The sequence below is a fragment of the Bacillus sp. GM2 genome (genome assembly GCF_056155945.1).
This window is the reverse complement of the sequence record NZ_JBRKSZ010000007.1, coordinates 807,263-825,773: the sequence shown is the minus strand read 5'-3', so window position 1 is coordinate 825,773 and position 18,511 is coordinate 807,263. Positions and strand designations below refer to the sequence as shown.

Annotated in this window: 18 protein-coding genes and 2 pseudogenes; 8 read left to right on the top strand and 12 right to left on the bottom strand. The window is 47.2% G+C overall.

Going from position 1 to position 18,511, the window contains the following annotated elements; genetic code table 11:
- Window positions 1–54: 54 nt before the first annotated feature.
- The 6 genes and pseudogenes from ACVC9U_RS05165 to ACVC9U_RS05140 all read right to left on the bottom strand — a co-directional run bounded on the left by ACVC9U_RS05165 (window position 55) and on the right by ACVC9U_RS05140 (window position 6,726).
- Entirely contained in the window at window positions 55–882 is an 828-nt protein-coding gene (locus ACVC9U_RS05165; RefSeq protein WP_075752147.1) for a PTS system mannose/fructose/sorbose family transporter subunit IID, read from the bottom strand.
- Between the two features lie 20 nt (window positions 883–902).
- Window positions 903–1,706, bottom strand: a complete 804-nt coding sequence (locus tag ACVC9U_RS05160) for a PTS mannose/fructose/sorbose transporter subunit IIC (protein ID WP_441390197.1) — start codon at window positions 1,704–1,706, stop codon at window positions 903–905.
- Window positions 1,707–1,724: 18 nt separating this feature from the next.
- Window positions 1,725–2,216 (bottom strand): PTS sugar transporter subunit IIB, encoded by a 492-nt coding sequence (locus ACVC9U_RS05155; RefSeq protein WP_075752143.1) that lies wholly within the window; start codon window positions 2,214–2,216, stop codon window positions 1,725–1,727.
- Window positions 2,216–2,653, bottom strand: a complete 438-nt coding sequence (locus tag ACVC9U_RS05150) for a mannose/fructose/sorbose PTS transporter subunit IIA (protein WP_075752141.1) — start codon at window positions 2,651–2,653, stop codon at window positions 2,216–2,218. Before ACVC9U_RS05150 ends, ACVC9U_RS05155 begins: the two co-directional genes overlap by 1 nt.
- A gap of 200 nt (window positions 2,654–2,853) precedes the next feature.
- Window positions 2,854–5,636, bottom strand: a pseudogene (locus ACVC9U_RS05145) (sigma-54-dependent transcriptional regulator).
- A 628-nt stretch (window positions 5,637–6,264) separates the two neighbouring features.
- Complete coding sequence (locus ACVC9U_RS05140; RefSeq protein WP_075752137.1) at window positions 6,265–6,726, bottom strand: hypothetical protein; 462 nt, start codon at window positions 6,724–6,726, stop codon at window positions 6,265–6,267.
- Between the two features lie 120 nt (window positions 6,727–6,846).
- On the opposite strand from ACVC9U_RS05140, the gene ACVC9U_RS05135 reads away from it, so the two are divergent.
- Window positions 6,847–7,107 carry a YrhK family protein gene (locus ACVC9U_RS05135; RefSeq protein ID WP_075752135.1) on the top strand — a complete coding sequence of 87 codons (261 nt, stop codon included), beginning with the start codon at window positions 6,847–6,849 and terminating at the stop codon, window positions 7,105–7,107.
- A gap of 82 nt (window positions 7,108–7,189) precedes the next feature.
- On the opposite strand, the gene catA is transcribed toward ACVC9U_RS05135, so the two are convergent.
- On the bottom strand, window positions 7,190–7,840 hold the full coding sequence (catA, locus tag ACVC9U_RS05130) for a type A chloramphenicol O-acetyltransferase (protein ID WP_075752133.1): 651 nt from the start codon (window positions 7,838–7,840) through the stop codon (window positions 7,190–7,192).
- A 218-nt stretch (window positions 7,841–8,058) separates the two neighbouring features.
- Here catA and ACVC9U_RS05125 point away from each other — a divergent pair.
- Together ACVC9U_RS05125 and ACVC9U_RS05120 are read left to right on the top strand one after the other, a co-directional pair.
- Window positions 8,059–8,618, top strand: a pseudogene (locus ACVC9U_RS05125) (bifunctional transcriptional activator/DNA repair enzyme AdaA).
- 4 nt (window positions 8,619–8,622) lie between these two features.
- Window positions 8,623–9,150 carry a methylated-DNA--[protein]-cysteine S-methyltransferase gene (locus ACVC9U_RS05120; RefSeq protein WP_075752131.1) on the top strand — a complete coding sequence of 176 codons (528 nt, stop codon included), beginning with the start codon at window positions 8,623–8,625 and terminating at the stop codon, window positions 9,148–9,150.
- Window positions 9,151–9,185: 35 nt separating this feature from the next.
- On the opposite strand, the gene ACVC9U_RS05115 is transcribed toward ACVC9U_RS05120, so the two are convergent.
- Both ACVC9U_RS05115 and ACVC9U_RS05110 read right to left on the bottom strand, forming a co-directional pair.
- A complete protein-coding gene (locus ACVC9U_RS05115; protein ID WP_075752129.1) occupies window positions 9,186–10,034 on the bottom strand; it encodes an aldo/keto reductase in 849 nt (282 codons plus the stop codon).
- Between the two features lie 30 nt (window positions 10,035–10,064).
- Entirely contained in the window at window positions 10,065–11,285 is a 1,221-nt protein-coding gene (locus tag ACVC9U_RS05110) for an MFS transporter (RefSeq protein WP_075752127.1), read from the bottom strand.
- Window positions 11,286–11,442: 157 nt separating this feature from the next.
- Between ACVC9U_RS05110 and ACVC9U_RS05105 the strand changes: the two genes are divergently transcribed.
- Both ACVC9U_RS05105 and ACVC9U_RS05100 read left to right on the top strand, forming a co-directional pair.
- A complete protein-coding gene (locus ACVC9U_RS05105) occupies window positions 11,443–11,820 on the top strand; it encodes a winged helix-turn-helix transcriptional regulator (RefSeq protein WP_043926545.1) in 378 nt (125 codons plus the stop codon).
- 19 nt (window positions 11,821–11,839) lie between these two features.
- Window positions 11,840–12,505 (top strand): peptidase E, encoded by a 666-nt coding sequence (locus ACVC9U_RS05100; RefSeq protein WP_075752125.1) that lies wholly within the window; start codon window positions 11,840–11,842, stop codon window positions 12,503–12,505.
- Window positions 12,506–12,790: 285 nt separating this feature from the next.
- On the opposite strand, the gene ACVC9U_RS05095 is transcribed toward ACVC9U_RS05100, so the two are convergent.
- Window positions 12,791–13,618 carry a uroporphyrinogen-III synthase gene (locus tag ACVC9U_RS05095; RefSeq protein WP_075752123.1) on the bottom strand — a complete coding sequence of 276 codons (828 nt, stop codon included), beginning with the start codon at window positions 13,616–13,618 and terminating at the stop codon, window positions 12,791–12,793.
- A gap of 104 nt (window positions 13,619–13,722) precedes the next feature.
- Between ACVC9U_RS05095 and ACVC9U_RS05090 the strand changes: the two genes are divergently transcribed.
- A complete protein-coding gene (locus ACVC9U_RS05090) occupies window positions 13,723–14,667 on the top strand; it encodes a cupin domain-containing protein (protein WP_075752121.1) in 945 nt (314 codons plus the stop codon).
- 42 nt (window positions 14,668–14,709) lie between these two features.
- Here the strand turns inward: ACVC9U_RS05090 and ACVC9U_RS05085 are convergent, their stop codons facing one another.
- Together ACVC9U_RS05085 and ACVC9U_RS05080 are read right to left on the bottom strand one after the other, a co-directional pair.
- Window positions 14,710–15,468, bottom strand: a complete 759-nt coding sequence (locus ACVC9U_RS05085) for an ABC transporter substrate-binding protein (protein ID WP_237562594.1) — start codon at window positions 15,466–15,468, stop codon at window positions 14,710–14,712.
- A gap of 273 nt (window positions 15,469–15,741) precedes the next feature.
- Window positions 15,742–16,641, bottom strand: coding sequence for a LysR family transcriptional regulator (locus ACVC9U_RS05080; RefSeq protein WP_441390191.1), 900 nt, complete (start codon window positions 16,639–16,641; stop codon window positions 15,742–15,744).
- A 120-nt stretch (window positions 16,642–16,761) separates the two neighbouring features.
- Here ACVC9U_RS05080 and ACVC9U_RS05075 point away from each other — a divergent pair, with 120 nt between their 5' ends.
- Together ACVC9U_RS05075 and ACVC9U_RS05070 are read left to right on the top strand one after the other, a co-directional pair.
- Window positions 16,762–17,979, top strand: coding sequence for an MFS transporter (locus ACVC9U_RS05075; RefSeq protein ID WP_441390189.1), 1,218 nt, complete (start codon window positions 16,762–16,764; stop codon window positions 17,977–17,979).
- A 146-nt stretch (window positions 17,980–18,125) separates the two neighbouring features.
- Window positions 18,126–18,509, top strand: coding sequence for a YoqO family protein (locus tag ACVC9U_RS05070; RefSeq protein ID WP_441390187.1), 384 nt, complete (start codon window positions 18,126–18,128; stop codon window positions 18,507–18,509).
- Window positions 18,510–18,511: the final 2 nt, after the last annotated feature.

The window sequence follows — 18,511 nt, the reverse complement described above, 5'->3', positions numbered from 1 at the left end:
GCGGCCGAATGGACCTGCCTCTCCAAAAGCTAAGAAAAGAACAACTAAGTCATTTTATGCCAAAAAACCAGTCCAATAGCCGACAATCCCGATGATAAAAATACCGAAAATCATGAGAAGAGGATTCACCCCTTTGCGAAGCATCCACGCAGCGAGCAGTGTCAATCCTAAAGGCAGTACCCCCGGCATGATGCTGTCTAAAATGTTTTGCACGGTCTGCACATCGACTTTGCCTGCATCATCCTTAATTCTCGACACGACGATCGGGATATTGATCGTCGTCCACTTGGAAACGAGCGCTCCCATTACAAACAGCCCGAGTATTGAAGCGCCTTCCGTCATTTTTTGAATGCGGTTCCCGACCAAGTCCTGCAAAATTTCCATACCTTTCACATAGCCGTACTTTAACCCGTAGTATTTTGTACTTAATCTGACCGCGTTGATTAAAAAGAAAAACAAAAGCGGGCCGGCGATATTTCCGCCTAAAGCAAGCGACGCTCCCAAGGCTGCCAGAACGGGACGCAACGTCCCCCAGAAAATCGGATCGCCCACACCTGCCAACGGGCCCATTAAGCCGATTTTCATTCCATTAATCGCTTTGGCATCAATCTTTTTATTGTTGGCCATTTCTTCTTCCATCGCAGCGGTCACGCCGAATATCGGCGCTGTCAGCCACGGATGCGTATTAAACCATTCCAAGTGGCGCTGGAGCGCTTCGCTCCGTTTCGCTCCCGGACCGTACAATTTTTTGATCGCCGGAATCATGACGTAGCAGTAGCCGAGCGCCTGTACACGCTCAAAGTTAAATGATCCGAGCAAAAAGTTTGAGCGGATAAACATACTGAAAATCTCTTTCTTCGTTAACCTTTTTTCTGTGCCCATTATTCGTCCCTCCTCAATTGTTAAGCATCCAGATCATCGTCATCATCATAAGCGGCCACGCTGCTGTCACTGGCGGCAGCCACCGCCCCCTGCGCATGATTTTTTTGCATCACTTGCTGATATAAAAATGCCAGACAGAGCCCGAGGGCACCGAAGCCGACTAAATTGAAATCGGTAAACGCGGCCAGCAAAAAACCGATATAGAAAAACGGCTTCAAATACGGAATGTTCATCATGTTGATGACCATCGCATATCCGACAACAACGATAATGCCCCCGCCTATTTGCAAACCTTTTGTGATGACGTCCGGAATATTTCCCAAAAACGCCTGAACAGCGCTGACACTTATCAGAACCACAATCAATGTCGGAATCATAACGCGCAGCGCCTGAAACGCCATGGCGGTAATATGCATGATTTCAATTCCTTTAAAATTGCCATCCTTTGCGTATTTGTCGGCGCGGTGAATTAAAAATACGGTGATCGTCCTGACGAAAATCGTCAGCGCCTGACCCGCAGCAGCCAAAGCCACCGCGACGGCAATCCCTTCGCCGATTCCCTGATCGGCGGTAATCACTAAAATGGTCGAAATCACGGAAGCGATAGCCGTATCGGGGGCCATTGCAAGACCGACGTTCATCCAGCCAAGCGCCATCAGCTCCAGCGTTCCGCCGAGAATGATGCCTGTTTTCAGATCCCCGAGAACCAGGCCGACCAACGTGCAGGCAATCAGCGGACGGTGTGTCTGCCCTTCGTCCAATACACTACCGATACCTGTTATAGCTGCAATGACGAGCAGCAAAATAATTTGAATCGTTGACATGGCTTTAGAACCCTCCTTCTAGGATTTTGTTGCGTTTCTTAAAATCTGCATAAAGTCTTCGCTCGAATCTGACGGCAGCTGCCTCAGTTCCAGCTTCACGCCCAATCCGTGCAATTGTTCAAACGCTTTGATGTCCTTTTCAGTCACGCTGACCGATTTCGTGATTTGCCTGCGGTTATTCTCGAAGCGCATCCCGCCGACATTGACTGTTTCGATCGGAACACCTGCTTCGATTAAGGAAACAATGTCGCCCGGATTTTCGAATAACAGCATTGCCGTCGTATCTTCGTACCGCGGACTGTGAAACGCTTTGGCCATTTTGGAGATCGAAACGGCGCTGGCTTTCACATTTGAAGGTGCGACAGAAAGGATCAGCGTTTTTCTCATTTCGTCCTGCGCCACCTCATCAGAGACAACGATAATGCGGTCAGCAGCGTGGATTTTGATCCATCTTGTTAATACTTGGCCGTGAATAAAGCGGTCATCAATTCTTGCTAAAACGATTTTCATTACAATTCATCCTCTCTTCCCTGATTGGACTGACTGAATTTTTCCAATTGTTCGCTGCAGATTTGAAAGCATTCCCGGCTCATCTTTTTCAACTGGTTCAGCAGTTGTTTAAGCGGCATATGCTTCCTCAAGCTCAATGCCTCTAATAAAATCGGCAGATTCACGCCGGCTGCCATATCGAATCTCCGCTCCTTCGCGATGTAAGGGGTCGCTGCGTTATATGGCGTCCCGCCGAAAATATCCACTAAAAAAAGCACCTCGTGTTCCTCTGGAATGTCCTTCAGCGTCTGATGATATTTTTCTTGCAGTGTCTGAATGCCTTCCCCTTTCAGAAACGGCACCGCGATCAGGCTGTCTTCTTCTCCGAATATCATCCCTGAAGATTCTTTTAATGCTGTGGGAAAGTTTCCGTGGCCGCTGATAATGACTGTAATCATGTACATTGCTCCTTTCTTTTTTCGTTCGCTTATTTATAATGCAAGTATCGTGCCAACAAAGTTGTATTAAGCGCTTTCACTGTATCTCAAGACGAATGATTTTTAAGTTTGAAACACATTCAAGCATAAAAATAAACCTGTATTAAAATGGGATTCCACTTAATACAGGTTTATCTGAAAAAATCGCTCATGGAAAACAGCTATAACTCTTCAGAAAAGATGGACGCGATAAATATTTTTTCATCTTCAGTGATCGCGAGTCCAAGCTTTTCTTCGTAAGGCTTTAATGTTTTCTCTGTGATGTGAAGAACTTTTTCAAGCTGATCATTCATTTCTTCTTCCTCAGGAAAAGCGATCGGATTTTGTTTGATCACCCTTTCAAAAGCAAAAGCGGTATGCATGATGACTTTGATCAGCACCGCGTTGCTGAATGTGATGCGCAGTTCGTCTTGAACCGTCTGAAGCCACTCCAACAGCATGTCTATCATATGATAGGGATTCAAAAAGACAAGATACTTCTTCAGGCTGTCTTCGCACAGCTCCTTCACCACCACATTTTTACCGGATAATCCGCCGCTCACAGGGATATTGCCGTTTCCGATTACTTGCTGAATCACTTTTTCTCCTTCGCCTTCAATCAATACTTCTAAAGGCACGTGCGGAGCATCGATTTTAGGATTCTTCGTGCCCACCGTGGCAAGGATCTCATACGCTTTTTCAATTTCTTTCATGCGGCTTGCTAATTTTATCGATGACACCGTCAAAATGCTGATTTGTTCATCGGATGTCCTGCTCACGATTGATGTTAAGATCTCTTCGAGCTTTTTCGCTGTTCCGCCGCCGTGCAAATGGAGACGATCGCCTTCTTTTTGCCTGAAACCCGCGGTTTATCGGCCCATAAATCGATGAAATCCTTTGTAACCGAATCGTAGATGGCGTGCAAATTCAAATTCAAATAATTCACCTTGCGGACGGCATCAAGCACCATTGATGTCGTAACATTGCTGATCGTTTTTATTTTTACGCCCGTTTGTTGTTCGAGCCTTGTTTCCAGCATCGCAAGCGATCCCATGTCGACAAGCATTAATACGCCTTCACCTTCATCAACTTGCTTCACTTTCTCCGCCAGACTGCTGACGATTTCCGCGGGTGAAACGGTCAAAGGCATATCAACCGCAGCAATCGGGGTGCTCCCCAGCAGTTCAGTGGCTACTTCAACCATAGAGCTTGCTGTGCTGTTTCCATGGGCCGCCACGACAATGCCCGTCCTTTTGTTTTCTTTCCATGATTTAATCGACTGAATCAGCATCGTCAAGTAGATCACTTCGATTTCCGGAACGGTTACTTTAAAATACGCTTGAATTTTATCTTTGAAAATCAGTGCGACCTCATATTCTTTCACATGGGTTTCCCTGATTTCATCTGTTTCCTGCGGGTTTAAGATATCAACCTGCTTTCCGCGCTTTAAAAATGCGGCGATATGCATGCTCAGGAAATAGATGAATTTACGGTCGAATTTGCAGTCTAACTCATGTTCGGCGACTTCCTTTAATTCTTTCGTCATCTGAATCACGTCGTCTTCAACGAATTTGAGCAAGCTGTGGTTTTGAAGCATTTTCTGATTAAAAAAGCTTCTGACGTGCAAATGAATATCCGTTAAAATATATTGATTGATTTGTTTTTTTGTTAAGCCTTCTTTATTCAGGATTTTCGCTTTTTCTTCTATGACATGATATAAGTTAAATGAGTCATCGATTTTCGTTGTATCATCTTCCACAATTGGAGAGATGATCGTTGTAATGTTGACGTATTCAGAAATCATTTTGCTCCGTTCGATATTTTTGCTGCTGGACATCCAGTCCTGTTTGATCTCATCGGGAAGATCCCGGACGGTCAGTTCCACAACCTCGTCTTTGTCAAGGTTATTTAAAAATCCGTGCGCACAGACGAGCTGCACATTTGATTTCAGCTGCCCGACATTTCCGAATTTTGCAGAATTAATCAATGCATTATAGACATCGATATGCACATTTAAGTTTTTTTTGATCCGCTCTGCTTCTTTCCCCAATAAAAACGTTGTCAGTTCTACTCTTTCTCCAAGGGACCGTTCATCGAGCGAAGGGATATGTACGGTCATCGGAATTCTCCGTAAAAATGTCTTCAGCAAAGCAGAACTCGGGTTTTCTGTTGTTGCGCAGATAAACAGGACTTTTGCCGTTCGCTTATGCTCTGTTTCACCAAGCCTGTTGTATGTGCCGCTGTCAATGAAATAAAACAGCATTTCCTGCCCCTCCGGCGGGAGACGATGAATTTCATCCATAAACAGAATGCCCCCGTCCGCCTGTTCGACTAATCCTGCTTTGTCTTCGCCGGCACCTGTAAACGACCCTTTTTTATGTCCGAACAATTGAGAGAGCAATAATTGAGGATTGTTATAATAATCGGCACAGTTGAATGTGATGAACGGGGAATCGGGCTTCAATATGTCCGAATAAACGGCGAACTGGTAGATCCGGTTCGCAAACAGCGATTTACCCGAACCCGTCGGACCGAGCAGCAGCATGTGCAAGCCGTGCGGCGGATAAAAGACAGCCGCTTTCGCCTGAGAGATTGCCTTTTTCAAGCTCCCTTTAGCCCCGATCATGAGCTCGAGGGGATCGGCGGACATGTTGCGCGCCGGCTTTTTTTGGCCGTCAGCCAACCGCTTCAGTTCTTCAACCTCCATCAACTCTGAATTCCATTTGATGTTCAAGATGTTTTCAACGATTTCCACCGGGACATAGCGCACGGGGAACGTTTTAATCTTGATCACCTTTTTGGCCCGAACGAGATTGTTTAATTCAAAGCTGACATTTGAACGCTCCATTTGCAGCTGTCCGGCGATTTCTTGAGCCGAATTCCCTTGTATCTTTAAAAGCTGCTGGATATTCGTTTCGCGAAAATTATCCAGCAGCTGATGGTAGATTTTATCTATTCTTTTCATATGTATCATCCTTTGTTCTCGATTGATCAGCAACAAGGCGGCAAACTTTCTTGAAGATTCAGAACTTTAAAGCCGAATCACGGGATAAAAAAGATCTTTTACAGATTGACAACCCTGGCTCTCCTACTTTTATATCGATTTGATCGTGCTCTCATGACACAGTTTGGTGTTTTTGCTTCATCAGCATCCATAGAAACACCCCTCCCAAAGTAGCACAGCTTGTCAATAGTGTATCATCATTGAGAAAATATTGGTGAAAACATCCTGTATTTTTCTCTAAATGTAAATGTTTTGTGAAAAGCTCTGCTGATCAACGTTCACTTCGATATCATGTTGGACGACCGACCGGCTGCCTTAATCTTCACAAAAAAGGCCGTTGACGGTTCAACGGTATTTTTTGTTATCCCTTCAGCATGATTGAAAACCCTTGCAGTCTAGGAAGGCCGAGCATCGGAAGCTGACTTTCACAGGATGTGATGACGGCGGCGTTCAGGCAGGACGCCTGAGCGGTTAGCCGCCGATCCTTCTCCTATTCGTGAGCACCGACGCGCAGACCTGACAACGAATGCGAGGGTTTGTCGACACGCTGAAAGGCCGTTGACGGTTCAACGGCCTCTTTCTTCATGATTCATCTCCCTTTGAAAATAAACGATTCCTTTAAAAGTCTGCCTTCACTCCCTTTTTCCGTCCAAATCAAGTCCACTTCCAATTCGGTCGCTTTCTCTGCCAATAGCAAATTCCGGTGTTTGACAGGGCTTCCGTCATTTAAGCTTTTGGCTAAAGAGACCGCATTTTCGTGAGGAATGTTCCAAAGCGAAAATTTCGTTGAACAATTGGGCTCATTCCGATAGAGATAAATTTCCGCCGAAGCTACATCGTGTCCAATGTTTTTGATTTCGACAGCATAAGTATGAAACCTACCTTTTTCCGGCTTCGCCATTCCGTTCCCGGCTTCGGCTTTACCGATTTGAACTTCCCATTGTTTTGAAGCCTGTTTAACCGGCAATTCTTCAAACGTCAGCGCTTTTGTTTCAAATGTCGGAACAATCAAGCCGAACAGGCACAATGCACCTATGAATAGCCGCCGCATATTTTTCACTCCTCGATGGTTTATGTCCCCATATGTTTTTCCTTATTCATAAATCCTATGCATACCGACGTTTCACTCCTGCTTCCGGCAGGGTAATAAATGGACTGGAGGGATCAAGCAATGCCGCAAAACCAAAACAATCGATACGAACTCTTTTTCAAAAAAAGATACAAAGTTCTTCATACATTAAACGATTTTCTCATCGGTCTTTTATTCCTTGTTGGAAGCTTCTGCTTCTTCTCCGAGGAACTGAAGCCGGCGGGAATATGGATGTTTGTGATCGGCAGCTTTCAGCTGTTAATCAGGCCGACGATCCGTTTGGTTCATGATTTTCATTACCGAAAGTTTGTTGAGAGCCGGCGTTCCAAATGCCGTGAGTAAATTCAAACAGCAGTGAGAGATGTTAGGAGACCCGCTAAGAAGTGCATATAAAAAAGGCCGAATCCTATCGGCCTTTCCTCTGTCACACAAGCCACTCCTCACAATCGGCGGCAAGCCGTTCCAACTCGTTCATAAAAGCGCCGGCATGATAGCCGTCACACACTGCATGGTGTACTTGCAGGGAAACGGGCAAAAATGTTTCACTGCCTTCTGAAAAATATTTCCCGTTTGTAATCATCGGCAACAAGTGTTCGCTGTTATCTAGGTTTAAATTAAAGTTTGTAAAGCGCACCCATGGAATAGAAGAAACTGAAAACGTATTGGGCGGGATGTCCGGCTTAGCCCACAAGCCCTTTTTGTCTCCAAAGCGCTCAGCATCCTGAAGATATTGACGATAAAACCGTGAGAAATCATCTGAGTATTCTGTCCAGAGTGCGGAAAACGTGTGGTCGTCCTGATGAAAAATCGTATAGCACGGGTGCATTTGTTCCCAATATCCCAGCTGTCCTTGGCCGTTAAAAGTTGTTCTAAACTCGGGACGCGAATGAATGGCCTTTGATACGATATAAATAAAAGCCGGGTACAGCTTGAGCTTCTTTTTCTTGAGCATGGCGAGCAAATTTGTCACATTGACATTTGCCGTTATACTGAAAGAACATTTCGCTTCCTTCATGTAATGGTCAAAATAAGGTTTTCTATACCAAGTGTCGAGCTTGATTGTTTGAAAATTCATGTTTTACCTCCTAAAATATAGATTTTTATTTTAGGAGGCCTGCTTCACTGATTTCGGCAATATTCTCACCTCATCCTGATTGTAAATGAATTGTACCGCGTTTCGGAGGTCCAAGCAACAGTCCCTCTTCTTCTTCTTTGTCTTCTTGCTGTGCCATTCTCCGCCTCTCCACCTCCGGCTGTCATTTAGGTTATACTGACATAGATCGGGGTGAAGATATGAACAGCAAATCACGATTGACGCCTGAAAGGTGGCGGGCGATTACGGAAAACGATTCCGCCTATGACGGAGTTTTTTATTACGCGGTCAAAACGACCGGGATATTTTGCGCCCTTCCTGCAAATCGAGAGTTCCGCAAATCGAAAATGTGCAGATCTTTTTCAATGCAAAAGATGCTTTATCAGAAGGGTACCGCCCCTGCAAACGCTGCAATCCGGCCGGGATGCTGCTGCCGGATGAAGAGCTGGCACAGCGTGTGGTGCAAATCATCGAGGGATCTTTTCGCGATCCGCTGTCTCTGCAAGCTTTGGCTGACAGGTGCCATATCAGCCCTTTTCATCTGCAGCGGACGTTTAAACGAATCAAAGGCGTCTCGCCGGCAGAATACATCCTGCAGAAAAGGATTGAGAAAGCATTCGATTTGCTTGCCCATTCAGAACGAACGATCGCAGAAATCGCATCGACGGTAGGCATCGAGAATGCGGATTATTTTGCCGCTTTGTTTAAAAAGAAAACGGGGCAATCGCCGACGTCATACCGGCAAATGAAACGGTGGTAAACATATGGAAGATCAAATCGTATACTGGCGTACGCTGACTTGCCGCCGCTGGCAGATTCACATTGCGGCGACTGCCCGCGGGCTCTGTTTTACCGGGGCATGGAACCAAGGCTTCGGGGAGCTGGCCGCTTGGGCTGAAAAAAGGTACGCACAGCCAGTTTTCATTCGGGATGACAAAGGGTTGGCAGAATACGCCGAGCAGATTCAGGCGTATTTAGATGGCAAGCGGACTCATTTCAGCTTTCCTGTCGACCTTGCCGGCACGCCTTTTCAGCTGGCTGTGTGGCAGGCGCTCTCCGAAATTCCTTTCGGGAGCACGCGTTCCTATTCCGATATTGCCGGGCATATACAAAAGCGGAACGCTGTCCGGGCCGTAGGCGCGGCGATCGGCGCAAATCCGCTGTTAATGGTGGTGCCGTGCCATCGGGTTATCGGCAAAAACGGGCAGCTCACGGGATACCGGGGCGGATTGGAGATGAAAAAAGAACTGCTGAAGATGGAGGCCGCAGGCGTAACCGCACAATTCAATTAAAACCCCGTTCGAAAATTCGAACGGGGCCGTTTTTGTTAAAAGTCAAAGTTATCAGGATCAGGGCCGACACGGGTGTTTTGATTCAGTCCGTCAATTTGCTTCATTTCCTCGAGGGTCAGTTCAAAATCAAATACGTCCGCGTTTTGGGCAATGCGCTCCGCTTTTGTCGACTTTGGAATGGTGATGACTCCGTTTTGCAAATCCCAGCGTAAAATGACTTGGGCGGGTGTCTTGCCGTGCTTGTCCGCGATATCTTTCAGCAGCGGGTGGCTGAGCAATTGGCCTTGCATCAGCGGCGACCATGCTTGAAGCTGGATGCCGTGCGAACGGCAAAACGCTTGCAGTTCTTTCTGCGTGAGCCGCGGGTGATACTCGACCTGGTCGATGACCGGTTTGACGGCGGCATCTTTCAGCAAGTCTTCCAGATGGTGAATGTGAAAATTGCTGACGCCGATTGCTTTGACGCGCCCTTGTTCATAAAGGGTTTCAAGTGCTTTCCACGCCGCTTTATAGCGCCCTTCAACAGGCCAGTGGATCAGGTATAAATCCAGGTAATCGAGCCCGAGCTTTTCGAGACTCGCTTCGTAGGCTGCAATCGTTTCGTCATAGCCTAAATCGTCATTCCAGACCTTTGATGTTACAAACAAGTCTTCTCTAGAAATTCCGGCTTCTTTTAACCCTTCGCGAATTCCTTGGCCAACCCCTTCTTCATTTCCGTAGATCGCTGCCGTATCAATACTGCGGTAGCCGTGCTTGATTGCCGTTTTTACAGCTTGCACCAGTTCGGGCCCATCTTCTACTTTAAACACGCCAAGTCCAAACCAGGGCATGTCCGTCCCGTTATTCAATGTGATTCGATCTTGCAAATTTCTTGCCGTCATCATCTCATTGGCCTCCTTATATTTTTGTATGCGTTATGCGCAGTTTTTCTTTAAAGCTTGATTTTGTTTTTGATCATGTCGTTCCAGCGCCCTGCTCCAGCCCGTCAGCGCGACGGCGCCGAGCACCATCAAAGCTCCGGCCCATGGCGTGTGAATTAAACCGATCGATTGTGTGATGGCGCCTCCTGTATAAGAGCCGATCGCGATCCCGGCGTTGAATGCGGCGATATTGACAGCTGATGCGACATCTACCGCCCCCGGAACAAACCGTTCAGCCAGAATTACTACATAGGACTGGAGCCCGGGGACATTCATAAATGCTAAAAATCCCATCAGCATGATGGCGATAAAGCCCGCTGCCTGATAAGGAACAGCCGCCGTTAAGATGAGAAGCACAACAGCTTGGGCGATGAACATATAGAATAATGCAGTAAGCGGTTTTTGGTTGGCCGCTTTACCTCCGATGATATTTCCGAGCGCGACGGCAATGCCGTAAGCAAGCAAAATGATGGCAACAGCTTCCTGTTTAAATCCCGTCACATGCTGAAGCAGCGGGGATAAATACGTAAAGACAACAAATGTTCCTCCATAACCAAGCGCCGTAATGATGAATAAAAGCAGCAGACGGCCATTGGTTACAAGCTTCAACTGGTTCCTGAAAGACGTTCGGACGCCTTTTGGCAAATCGGCCGGAACAAGCAAGCTGTTGGCGATAAACGCCAGTGCGCCGACTGCGACGATCGCCGCAAAAGCAATCCGCCAGCCGAACAGCTGACCGAGGAACGTGCCGATGGGAACTCCGGTAATCATCGCAATCGTCAGCCCGGTAAACATAATTGATATCGCTCCGGCTCTTTTATCCGCCGGGACCAGGCTTGCCGCAATTGTTGAACCGATTGACATAAATACGCCATGAGAAAACGCGGAAATCACGCGGGCGGTTAATAAAACACCGATGCTTCCGGCACATGCCGCAAGCCCGTTGCCGATCATAAAAATAATCATAATCACAAGCAGCAGCGCTTTTCTCGGCATACTCGATGTCACAGACGTCAATACGGGGGCGCCGACTGTCACGCCTAAAGCGTATAACGATACAGTCAGCCCTGCGGTCGTCACTGAAATGTTCATGTCATCAGCAATTAAAGGCAGAAGTCCCACGCTGATGAATTCGGTTGTCCCGATGGCAAATGCGCTGGCCGCCAAGGCTAAAAGCGCTAATGTACTGCGTTTTTTATCATGAACAGAAGTCATTCTTTTTCCCCCTTTCGTTTTTAATGTATAGCAAATGGCTGCCGGCAAATGATATTATGGTACATATCATCTATAAAAAAAAGTACGCACTTTTAAGTGCGCTAGGAACCAAAAAGTTAGATAGGTACTTTTTAGTTCCTATGGTTTGGAGGAGAACATGAAGCAGAAAAAGTACAATATATCTGTCGAAGCTACACTCGAAGTAATTGGCGGTAAATGGAAATGTGTGATTTTGTGCCATTTGACGCACGGCAAAAAACGCACGAGCGAGCTGAAGCGGCTGATGCCGAACATTACACAGAAAATGCTGACCCAGCAGCTGCGCGAACTGGAAGAGGACGGCGTTATCAACCGGATCGTGTACCAGCAGGTGCCGCCGAAGGTCGAATACGAACTCAGCGAATACGGATGGACGCTTAAAGACATATTGGATTCATTGTGCGCCTGGGGTGAAACACATATTACGAAAGTGTATGGAGACAAATTTGCTGTTTTGGAGGACAGCGTGTTGAATGAACAATTAAAGGAAACATAATAAATGGATGGAGGTCAGGATGGGAAAATGGTTTCTTTCCGGAGGCGGAGATGCACACCAAACCGAACGGCTGGATCGGCATTTTGCCGGGAGCCTCTGCCCTCATAAGCCTTTGTTGTATATTCCGATTGCCATGGACGCCGACAGGTATGGTGACGGCTTCGATTGGATCAGCCGGCTCTTTCACCCGCTCGGCGTTAAAAATATCGTGATGTGGACGGATGTCAAAGACAAAACCGGGCACGATTTGGACGCGTTTTCTGCCGTATATATCGGCGGAGGAAATACGTTTCGTCTGCTCAAACAATTCATTGAATCACAATTTATCGAGGTTTTAAAGCGTTATGCCGAAAGCGGCGGCGTCATTTACGGCGGAAGCGCCGACGCCATCATTCTCGGAAAGAACATCATGACTTGCTCTTATATGGATCGCAATGCTTGCGGATTGCGCGATTTTAACGGCTTAAAGCTCCTGGGAGACTATGCGGTTTGGTGCCACTACAAGGTTGAACATGATCCGCTGATTAAAAGGTATAGGCATGCTTTTGACACGCCCGTCATCGCCTTGCCGGAAGAAACGGGAATCGCCGCAAGCACTTCAGACATCCGGGTCATCGGAACAAAGCCCGCCCGGATTTTTAATGAAGACGGTGCGGTATTCGTTTCAGATCGATTTGTTTTATAAAGTAAAAAACGCTTCGGCTCATCGGCGAAGCGTTTTTCTTGTTTTTGCGGCTGCAAGCCGTTTGACAAGGCGATACGACAGAAAAAACACGGCCATACCCAGCAATTTGAAATCAACGGCTCACGATCAACATATTCAAAAGCATGATTCAAAAAGTATCACGGCCCAGCAAATGAAAGCCGCACGGCAAGCTGTGTCTGCGGCTTTTTTTCTTTTGGGTCTGCATCACATGGCAGCGCCTCCCAAGGAGACTCTCACACCCCAATCTGCTGATTTCCTTCGCACTTACTGTGTTTTGATTTCCTCTTCCGTTTCATAAAACCGGGCCAGCTCCACAATCATCGCTCCCATCCGTTCGAGGCCGGGAGCGAGCAGGCGTTCAACTCCTTCTTCTTTTAAAGCTTCTGCCGTCACTTTTCCGACAGCGGCCGCCAACACGCTGTCTTGAAAAGATTGAACAATTTTCTCCGCACAGCCGTTTTCTTTCGCAAAATGAAAAAGCGAGCGGACTTGGACGGCTGTTGTAAAGCAAACCGCATCCACTTCACGGTTGATGACCTCGCTGCACAATAAAGCGACGGTTTCCCGGTCTGGGGCAACATGGCGATACGGGAGAAGCGGAACAACGGCTGCACCTTTCTCTTCCAAAAACTGAAGCAATGACGGTGCGTTTTCGCCGTGAAGCTGGACCATCACCCGTTTCCCTGAAAAATCGTGGGATTGAAGCGAGTCGATCAGTCCCTTGGTGGTGCCGTCTTCATCCGCCGCAACCGGCGTAATGCCGAGCTTTTTTAAAGCGGCGATTGTTTTGTAGCCTCTCGATGCCGCCTTCGCCCCGCGGATCGCTTGTAAATAGCGCTCACCGATCCCCAGTTTCTCAGCTAGGTTGACAAGCGTCTCCGTCCCGATTCCGGTTGTAAAAATCACCCAGTCGGCTCCCCTTTCAACAAAGGCTCGCAAATCAGGACCTACTTCTTTTTCGGCCAAAAACACGGTACCCTGAAGGGAGCGTACGACGGGAACCCCGCCTTGCTTTTTGATTAATGTGCTCATTTCATCCGTTTTTCGCGATGCTCCGATGGCAATTCTTCTGCCGTTCAATCCTTTTTCCAATCCAATCCCTCTTTTCCGTATCTGTTTCTATCAATATAATGGTTTACTAGCATCTTCCAAATGAGATGTGATTGAATTATCAAAAAATAACAGGAGGTTTTTCAATGCATTCTCAATTTGAAACCCGAGCCGAGCATTTGACGAAACATGCCCGTTTTTTCGAGTATACCACTGCCTCTGACCCGATTGGAAGCGGAATAATCAGCCCGGTTCCTGTGAAAGAGTTCGGACCTGAATTGTATGAGACAGGTGAAACGCGGATCATCCCGCTGGACATCTCAGAAGAACTGAAGACGGATTATCCCGCTTCAAGCCCTTCCCTTCTCGCCCACTTCATCAAGATTCGTTCAGGCGACACGATTCCCACCGTCCCCCGTGCGACAAGCGAACTATATTACATTGTCAGCGGCGCAGGGCGTACCGAAACGGGCGAAGATACGATTCACTGGCAGAAAGGCGATTTTTTGACTTTGCCTGCCGGTTCAAGCAGCCGGCATACCGCAGCAGAAGATGCCGCCATTTATTACATCACCGATTCACCTCTTCTGCATTATTTGGGCGTAAAGCCGTCGGAATCCCGCTTTCAACCAACCCTCTACACCGCTGAACAGGCAAAAGCAAAATTGGCTGAAGCAGCCGCCGCTCCTGACGCCCGTTTCCGAAACCGGATTTCCGTTCTTTTAAACAATGATATATTCGATCAAACGTTGACGATCACCCATGTATTGTGGGCGATGTTCGGCATCGTGCCTCCCGGATCTAATCAAGCGCCCCACAGCCACAAGTCGGTGGCTCTCGATTTTGTCGCCTATGCCGCACCCGGCACGTACACATTAGTCGGAAGCAAAATCGATCCGGTCACAAAGGAAATCATCGATCCGAAACGGATTGACTGGGTAACCGGAAAAGCCTTCATTACACCGCCGGGATTATGGCATTCCCACCATAATGAGTCGGGTGAAGCGGCCTATATCATCCCCATCCAGGATGCGGGCCTGCAAACGTACCTCCGGACACTGGATATTCAATTTCAGCATTATGAAAAATGAAAAAGCGGGAAGCCGGATCATTCTTTTCGGCTCCCCGCTTTTCTATTCGTTTTTCGCTTTCTTGGAAATCATGTCAGCGATTTCTTCGGCCTGCGCCTGAACAGCGTTTGGATCATACGGCCAGAACCTGTCCGGATCGAGGAAAAAGACCTTGCCTTTTTTCACCGCGTCAAGCGACATCCAAACCGGATTGTCCTGATCAAGCTTTCCGTTGTATGATTCATCGACAAATATGTAGTCTCCGGCATATTTCGGCAGGACTTCGAAAGATATGGCTTTATATCCGTCAGCTGTATCAATGGCATCCTTTTTAACAGATTGAGGCGGCGTCAGTCCCAGCTGCGTATAGATCGCTTCTCCGCCCCGATACCCGTAGGCCCCGTAGACATACACAGATTTTGCATATGCGCCGATTAAAGAGAACGTTTCACCTTGTACAGATGCATCTTTAATTTTCGCGCGGGCGGCTTTCATTTTTTGATTAAACGTTTTCGTCCACTCCCGAGCCTCCTTTTCCTTGCCGAGCAGCTCGCCAAACGTTTTCATTTCATCGCGTGCATCTTTAAACGTGCCGAACGGATAAACGACAGTGGGAACGATTTTTGAGAGCTTTTCATATTCTTTTTTATCGTTTGTCATCGATACGATCAAATCGGGTTTAAGCTTAAGAATCTTTTCCACAGATACTGAAAAACCGTCTTTTCCCCCGATATTCTTTATTTCTGAAATATGATCTTTAATATATGGACTTTCAAGATATTTCCCTGTTTCTCCAAGCGGCTTGATCCCGAATGCAAGCATGGTCCCGGCATAGCCTATCGTAACGACGCGCTTCGGATTGGCCGGTACAGTGACATTTCCCGTTGATTGTTTTCACCACTCTTGCTTTCTCTTCGTTCTTTGATGCCGTCTGTTTTTGGCCGCTTTGACAGCCTGAAAGAAAAACAGAAAATGCGAGTAAAACGGTCAATATATAAGAATACTGCTTTTTCGTCATGTCCAACCCTCAAATTGATAATAATTATCATTATCAATATACAGGATATTTGTCACCATGAGAAGTCCTTATTTGATTTACGGCTGATCAGGCCGCTCGTTCCGTCGATAGTATTCGATGACAAATTCTTTAAAGTTGCGTGCCGCCGGCGATAAATAATAGTCTTTCAAAACGGCGAGACCGATCGTCCTCTCAGAACGGTAGTCTGACACTCGGCAAAATGCCACTGGAGAATGGACGTGCTCCGCCGTTTTCGGCAGGATTGCTACACCGAGCCCTGCTGATACTAGTCCCAAAATCGTCGACACTTCTTCCCCTTCAAACGCAAGCTTCGGGCTGATGGACAGTTCCCGGCACATTTGATCAAACACATATCGAAGACCATAACCCGGCTTAAAACCGACAAAGTCTTCATGGGCAATGGATCTGATCGCGACTTCTTCCCGATTTGCGAGCGGGTGGTCGGCGGGAAGCACCAGGTAAAGCGGTTCAGTATCCAGCACCGTCCATTCAAGAAGCTCGTTTGGGAGGGGTGGTGAGCTGAGACATATATCAGCCTCGCCCGTCTCCACCATGTGCTGAAGATGTTCATTTGCGGCCTGATACAGACGGAACGCAACATTCGGGTATTTCTTTTTAAAACCGGCAATTAGCTGCGGCATCAGGCGTGAACCAAGCGTATGCAAAAAAGATACCGAGATTTCCCCGGCATTCGGATTGACGCTTTCTCTGATTTGCTGGACGCCTTCGTCAAGAGCAAGGCGGGCCTGTTTCGCTTTGATGAGGAACTGCTCGCCGTACTTTGTCAGGCGGATCGATTTTGTTTTTCGAATAAACAGCGGGACGCCCAATTCTTCTTCAAGCTTTTTGATCGACCTGCTCAAAGCCGGCTGGGAAATCCTTTGTTCCAGGGCGGCTTTTGTAAAGTGTTTATGCCTGCTCACGGCAATAAAATGGTCAATTTGATAGAGTTCCAATGCTCATCCGCTCCTTCATAACTAGAATGCATGATGTTGATAGATATTATAAATTAGACACATCACAAATGAAAGCGTACCATGAAACATAGATTGTCATTCTAGAAAAGAGGAGCTGCCATGACCTACATACAGCCGCATTCGAAGGATTATCACAAAGCGAGCATCGCCTTATTCATCAGCGGTTTTGTGACATTTGCCACGCTTTACACCACACAGCCGCTTATGCCTCTGTTTGCGGAGGAATTCGGCATATCGGCGGCAGCTGCAAGCTTAACTTTATCCATTTCAACAGGTATATTGGCTTTTGCACTGCTTACGGCAGCAGCTTTATCTGACGGATTTGGCCGGAAGACAATTATGGCAATATCCCTGTTTGCGACATCTGTGCTCGGCCTCTTGACCGCCTTTAGTCCGAACTTCGCGGCGCTCTTGGTGATGAGAGGGCTGCTTGGCTTTTTCCTTGCAGGCGTACCCGCGATCGCCATGACTTATGTCGGAGAGGAATTTGATCCGCGAGGGCTCGGCAAAATGATGGGGTTATACATTAGCGGCACAAGCCTCGGAGGAATGAGCGGAAGGCTTTTGACCGGCCTTTTGACAGACTTGTTCAGCTGGCGTGCAGCGCTTGGAATCATCGGGGGATTATCAGTGCTATTAAGCTATTTGTTTTGGATTTTGCTGCCCCGGCCGCAGCACTCCGCCAAGCGAAAAACGAGCGTGAAAAAGGCGAGCCTCGCCTACTCTGCCGTCTTGATGAACAAACGGCTGCTGTCGATTATTTCACTCGGATTTCTATTAATGGGAAGCTTTGTTACGCTGTTCAATTATATCGGGTTTCAATTGATGGGACCTCCGTACAGACTCTCTCAAACTGTCATCGGGTTCATCTTTATCGTTTATTTGGCAGGGGCAATCAGTTCCGTTTATATGGGGAAGAAAGCCGACCGTTTTGGCAGCCCATTGATGCTGAAAATCGGGATTGCCATTATCGCGGGAGGCGCATTGCTTACGCTTCTGCCTCAGCTTTCTCTGAAAATCGCCGGGATCGCTGTCTTTACATTCGGATTTTTCGGGTCGCATTCGATCGCAAGCTCCTGGGTCGGGCAGACGGCCGGCGAACAGCGCGTTCAAGCTTCCTCCCTTTATTTGCTGAGCTATTATCTCGGCTCAAGCTTAGCGGGGTCTTTCGGAGGCTTCTTCTGGACTCATTTTAAATGGCCGGGAATCGTCTCCTTCATTACCTTGCTGCTTTTGGCCGCTTATCCTGCAATTTTCTTTGCCGAAGCCAAAAGGAACAGGCGGCAAGACGATACACAGATCCGAAATAAAAGCTAAACTTTCTTCACCGCATGCCGATATTTAAATCAAAGCCAGCATGACGATTCCTCCTGAAGATCAGCCGTTTTTAGAATGATTGAATGCAGCCTGTCATGTTGGCTTTTCCTTTATCTCCCTCTATAATGGTTTGAGGGGGTATCATCTTGCTTAAAACAATCGGATTTTACGGAATTTTGGCATCTGTAGGTTTGAATCTTTTTCTCCGGGCGGGGCTCAAGATCAATGGCACAGCGAATGATATCATTTCAATGGCCTCCCTGGTATTCGGGCTGATGTACGTATGGGACGATTTGAAAAAACGAAGTGCAAAAACGCTCATTTTACAGGGAATCGCGCTTGTCATCTTTGTGGCGTTATTGGTGTTTGTCATCATGAAAGGACAAACATTCATTGCTTCTCTGCCTTTTTTCGAGGGTTGGGAAACGCCGGCAAAATGGGTGTATATTTTGCTCGTTTTGTTCTTGGGATCAAACCTTTTCATCTATATCAATGAAAAAATAACAAACTCTAAAAAAGAGGCATCCTGATC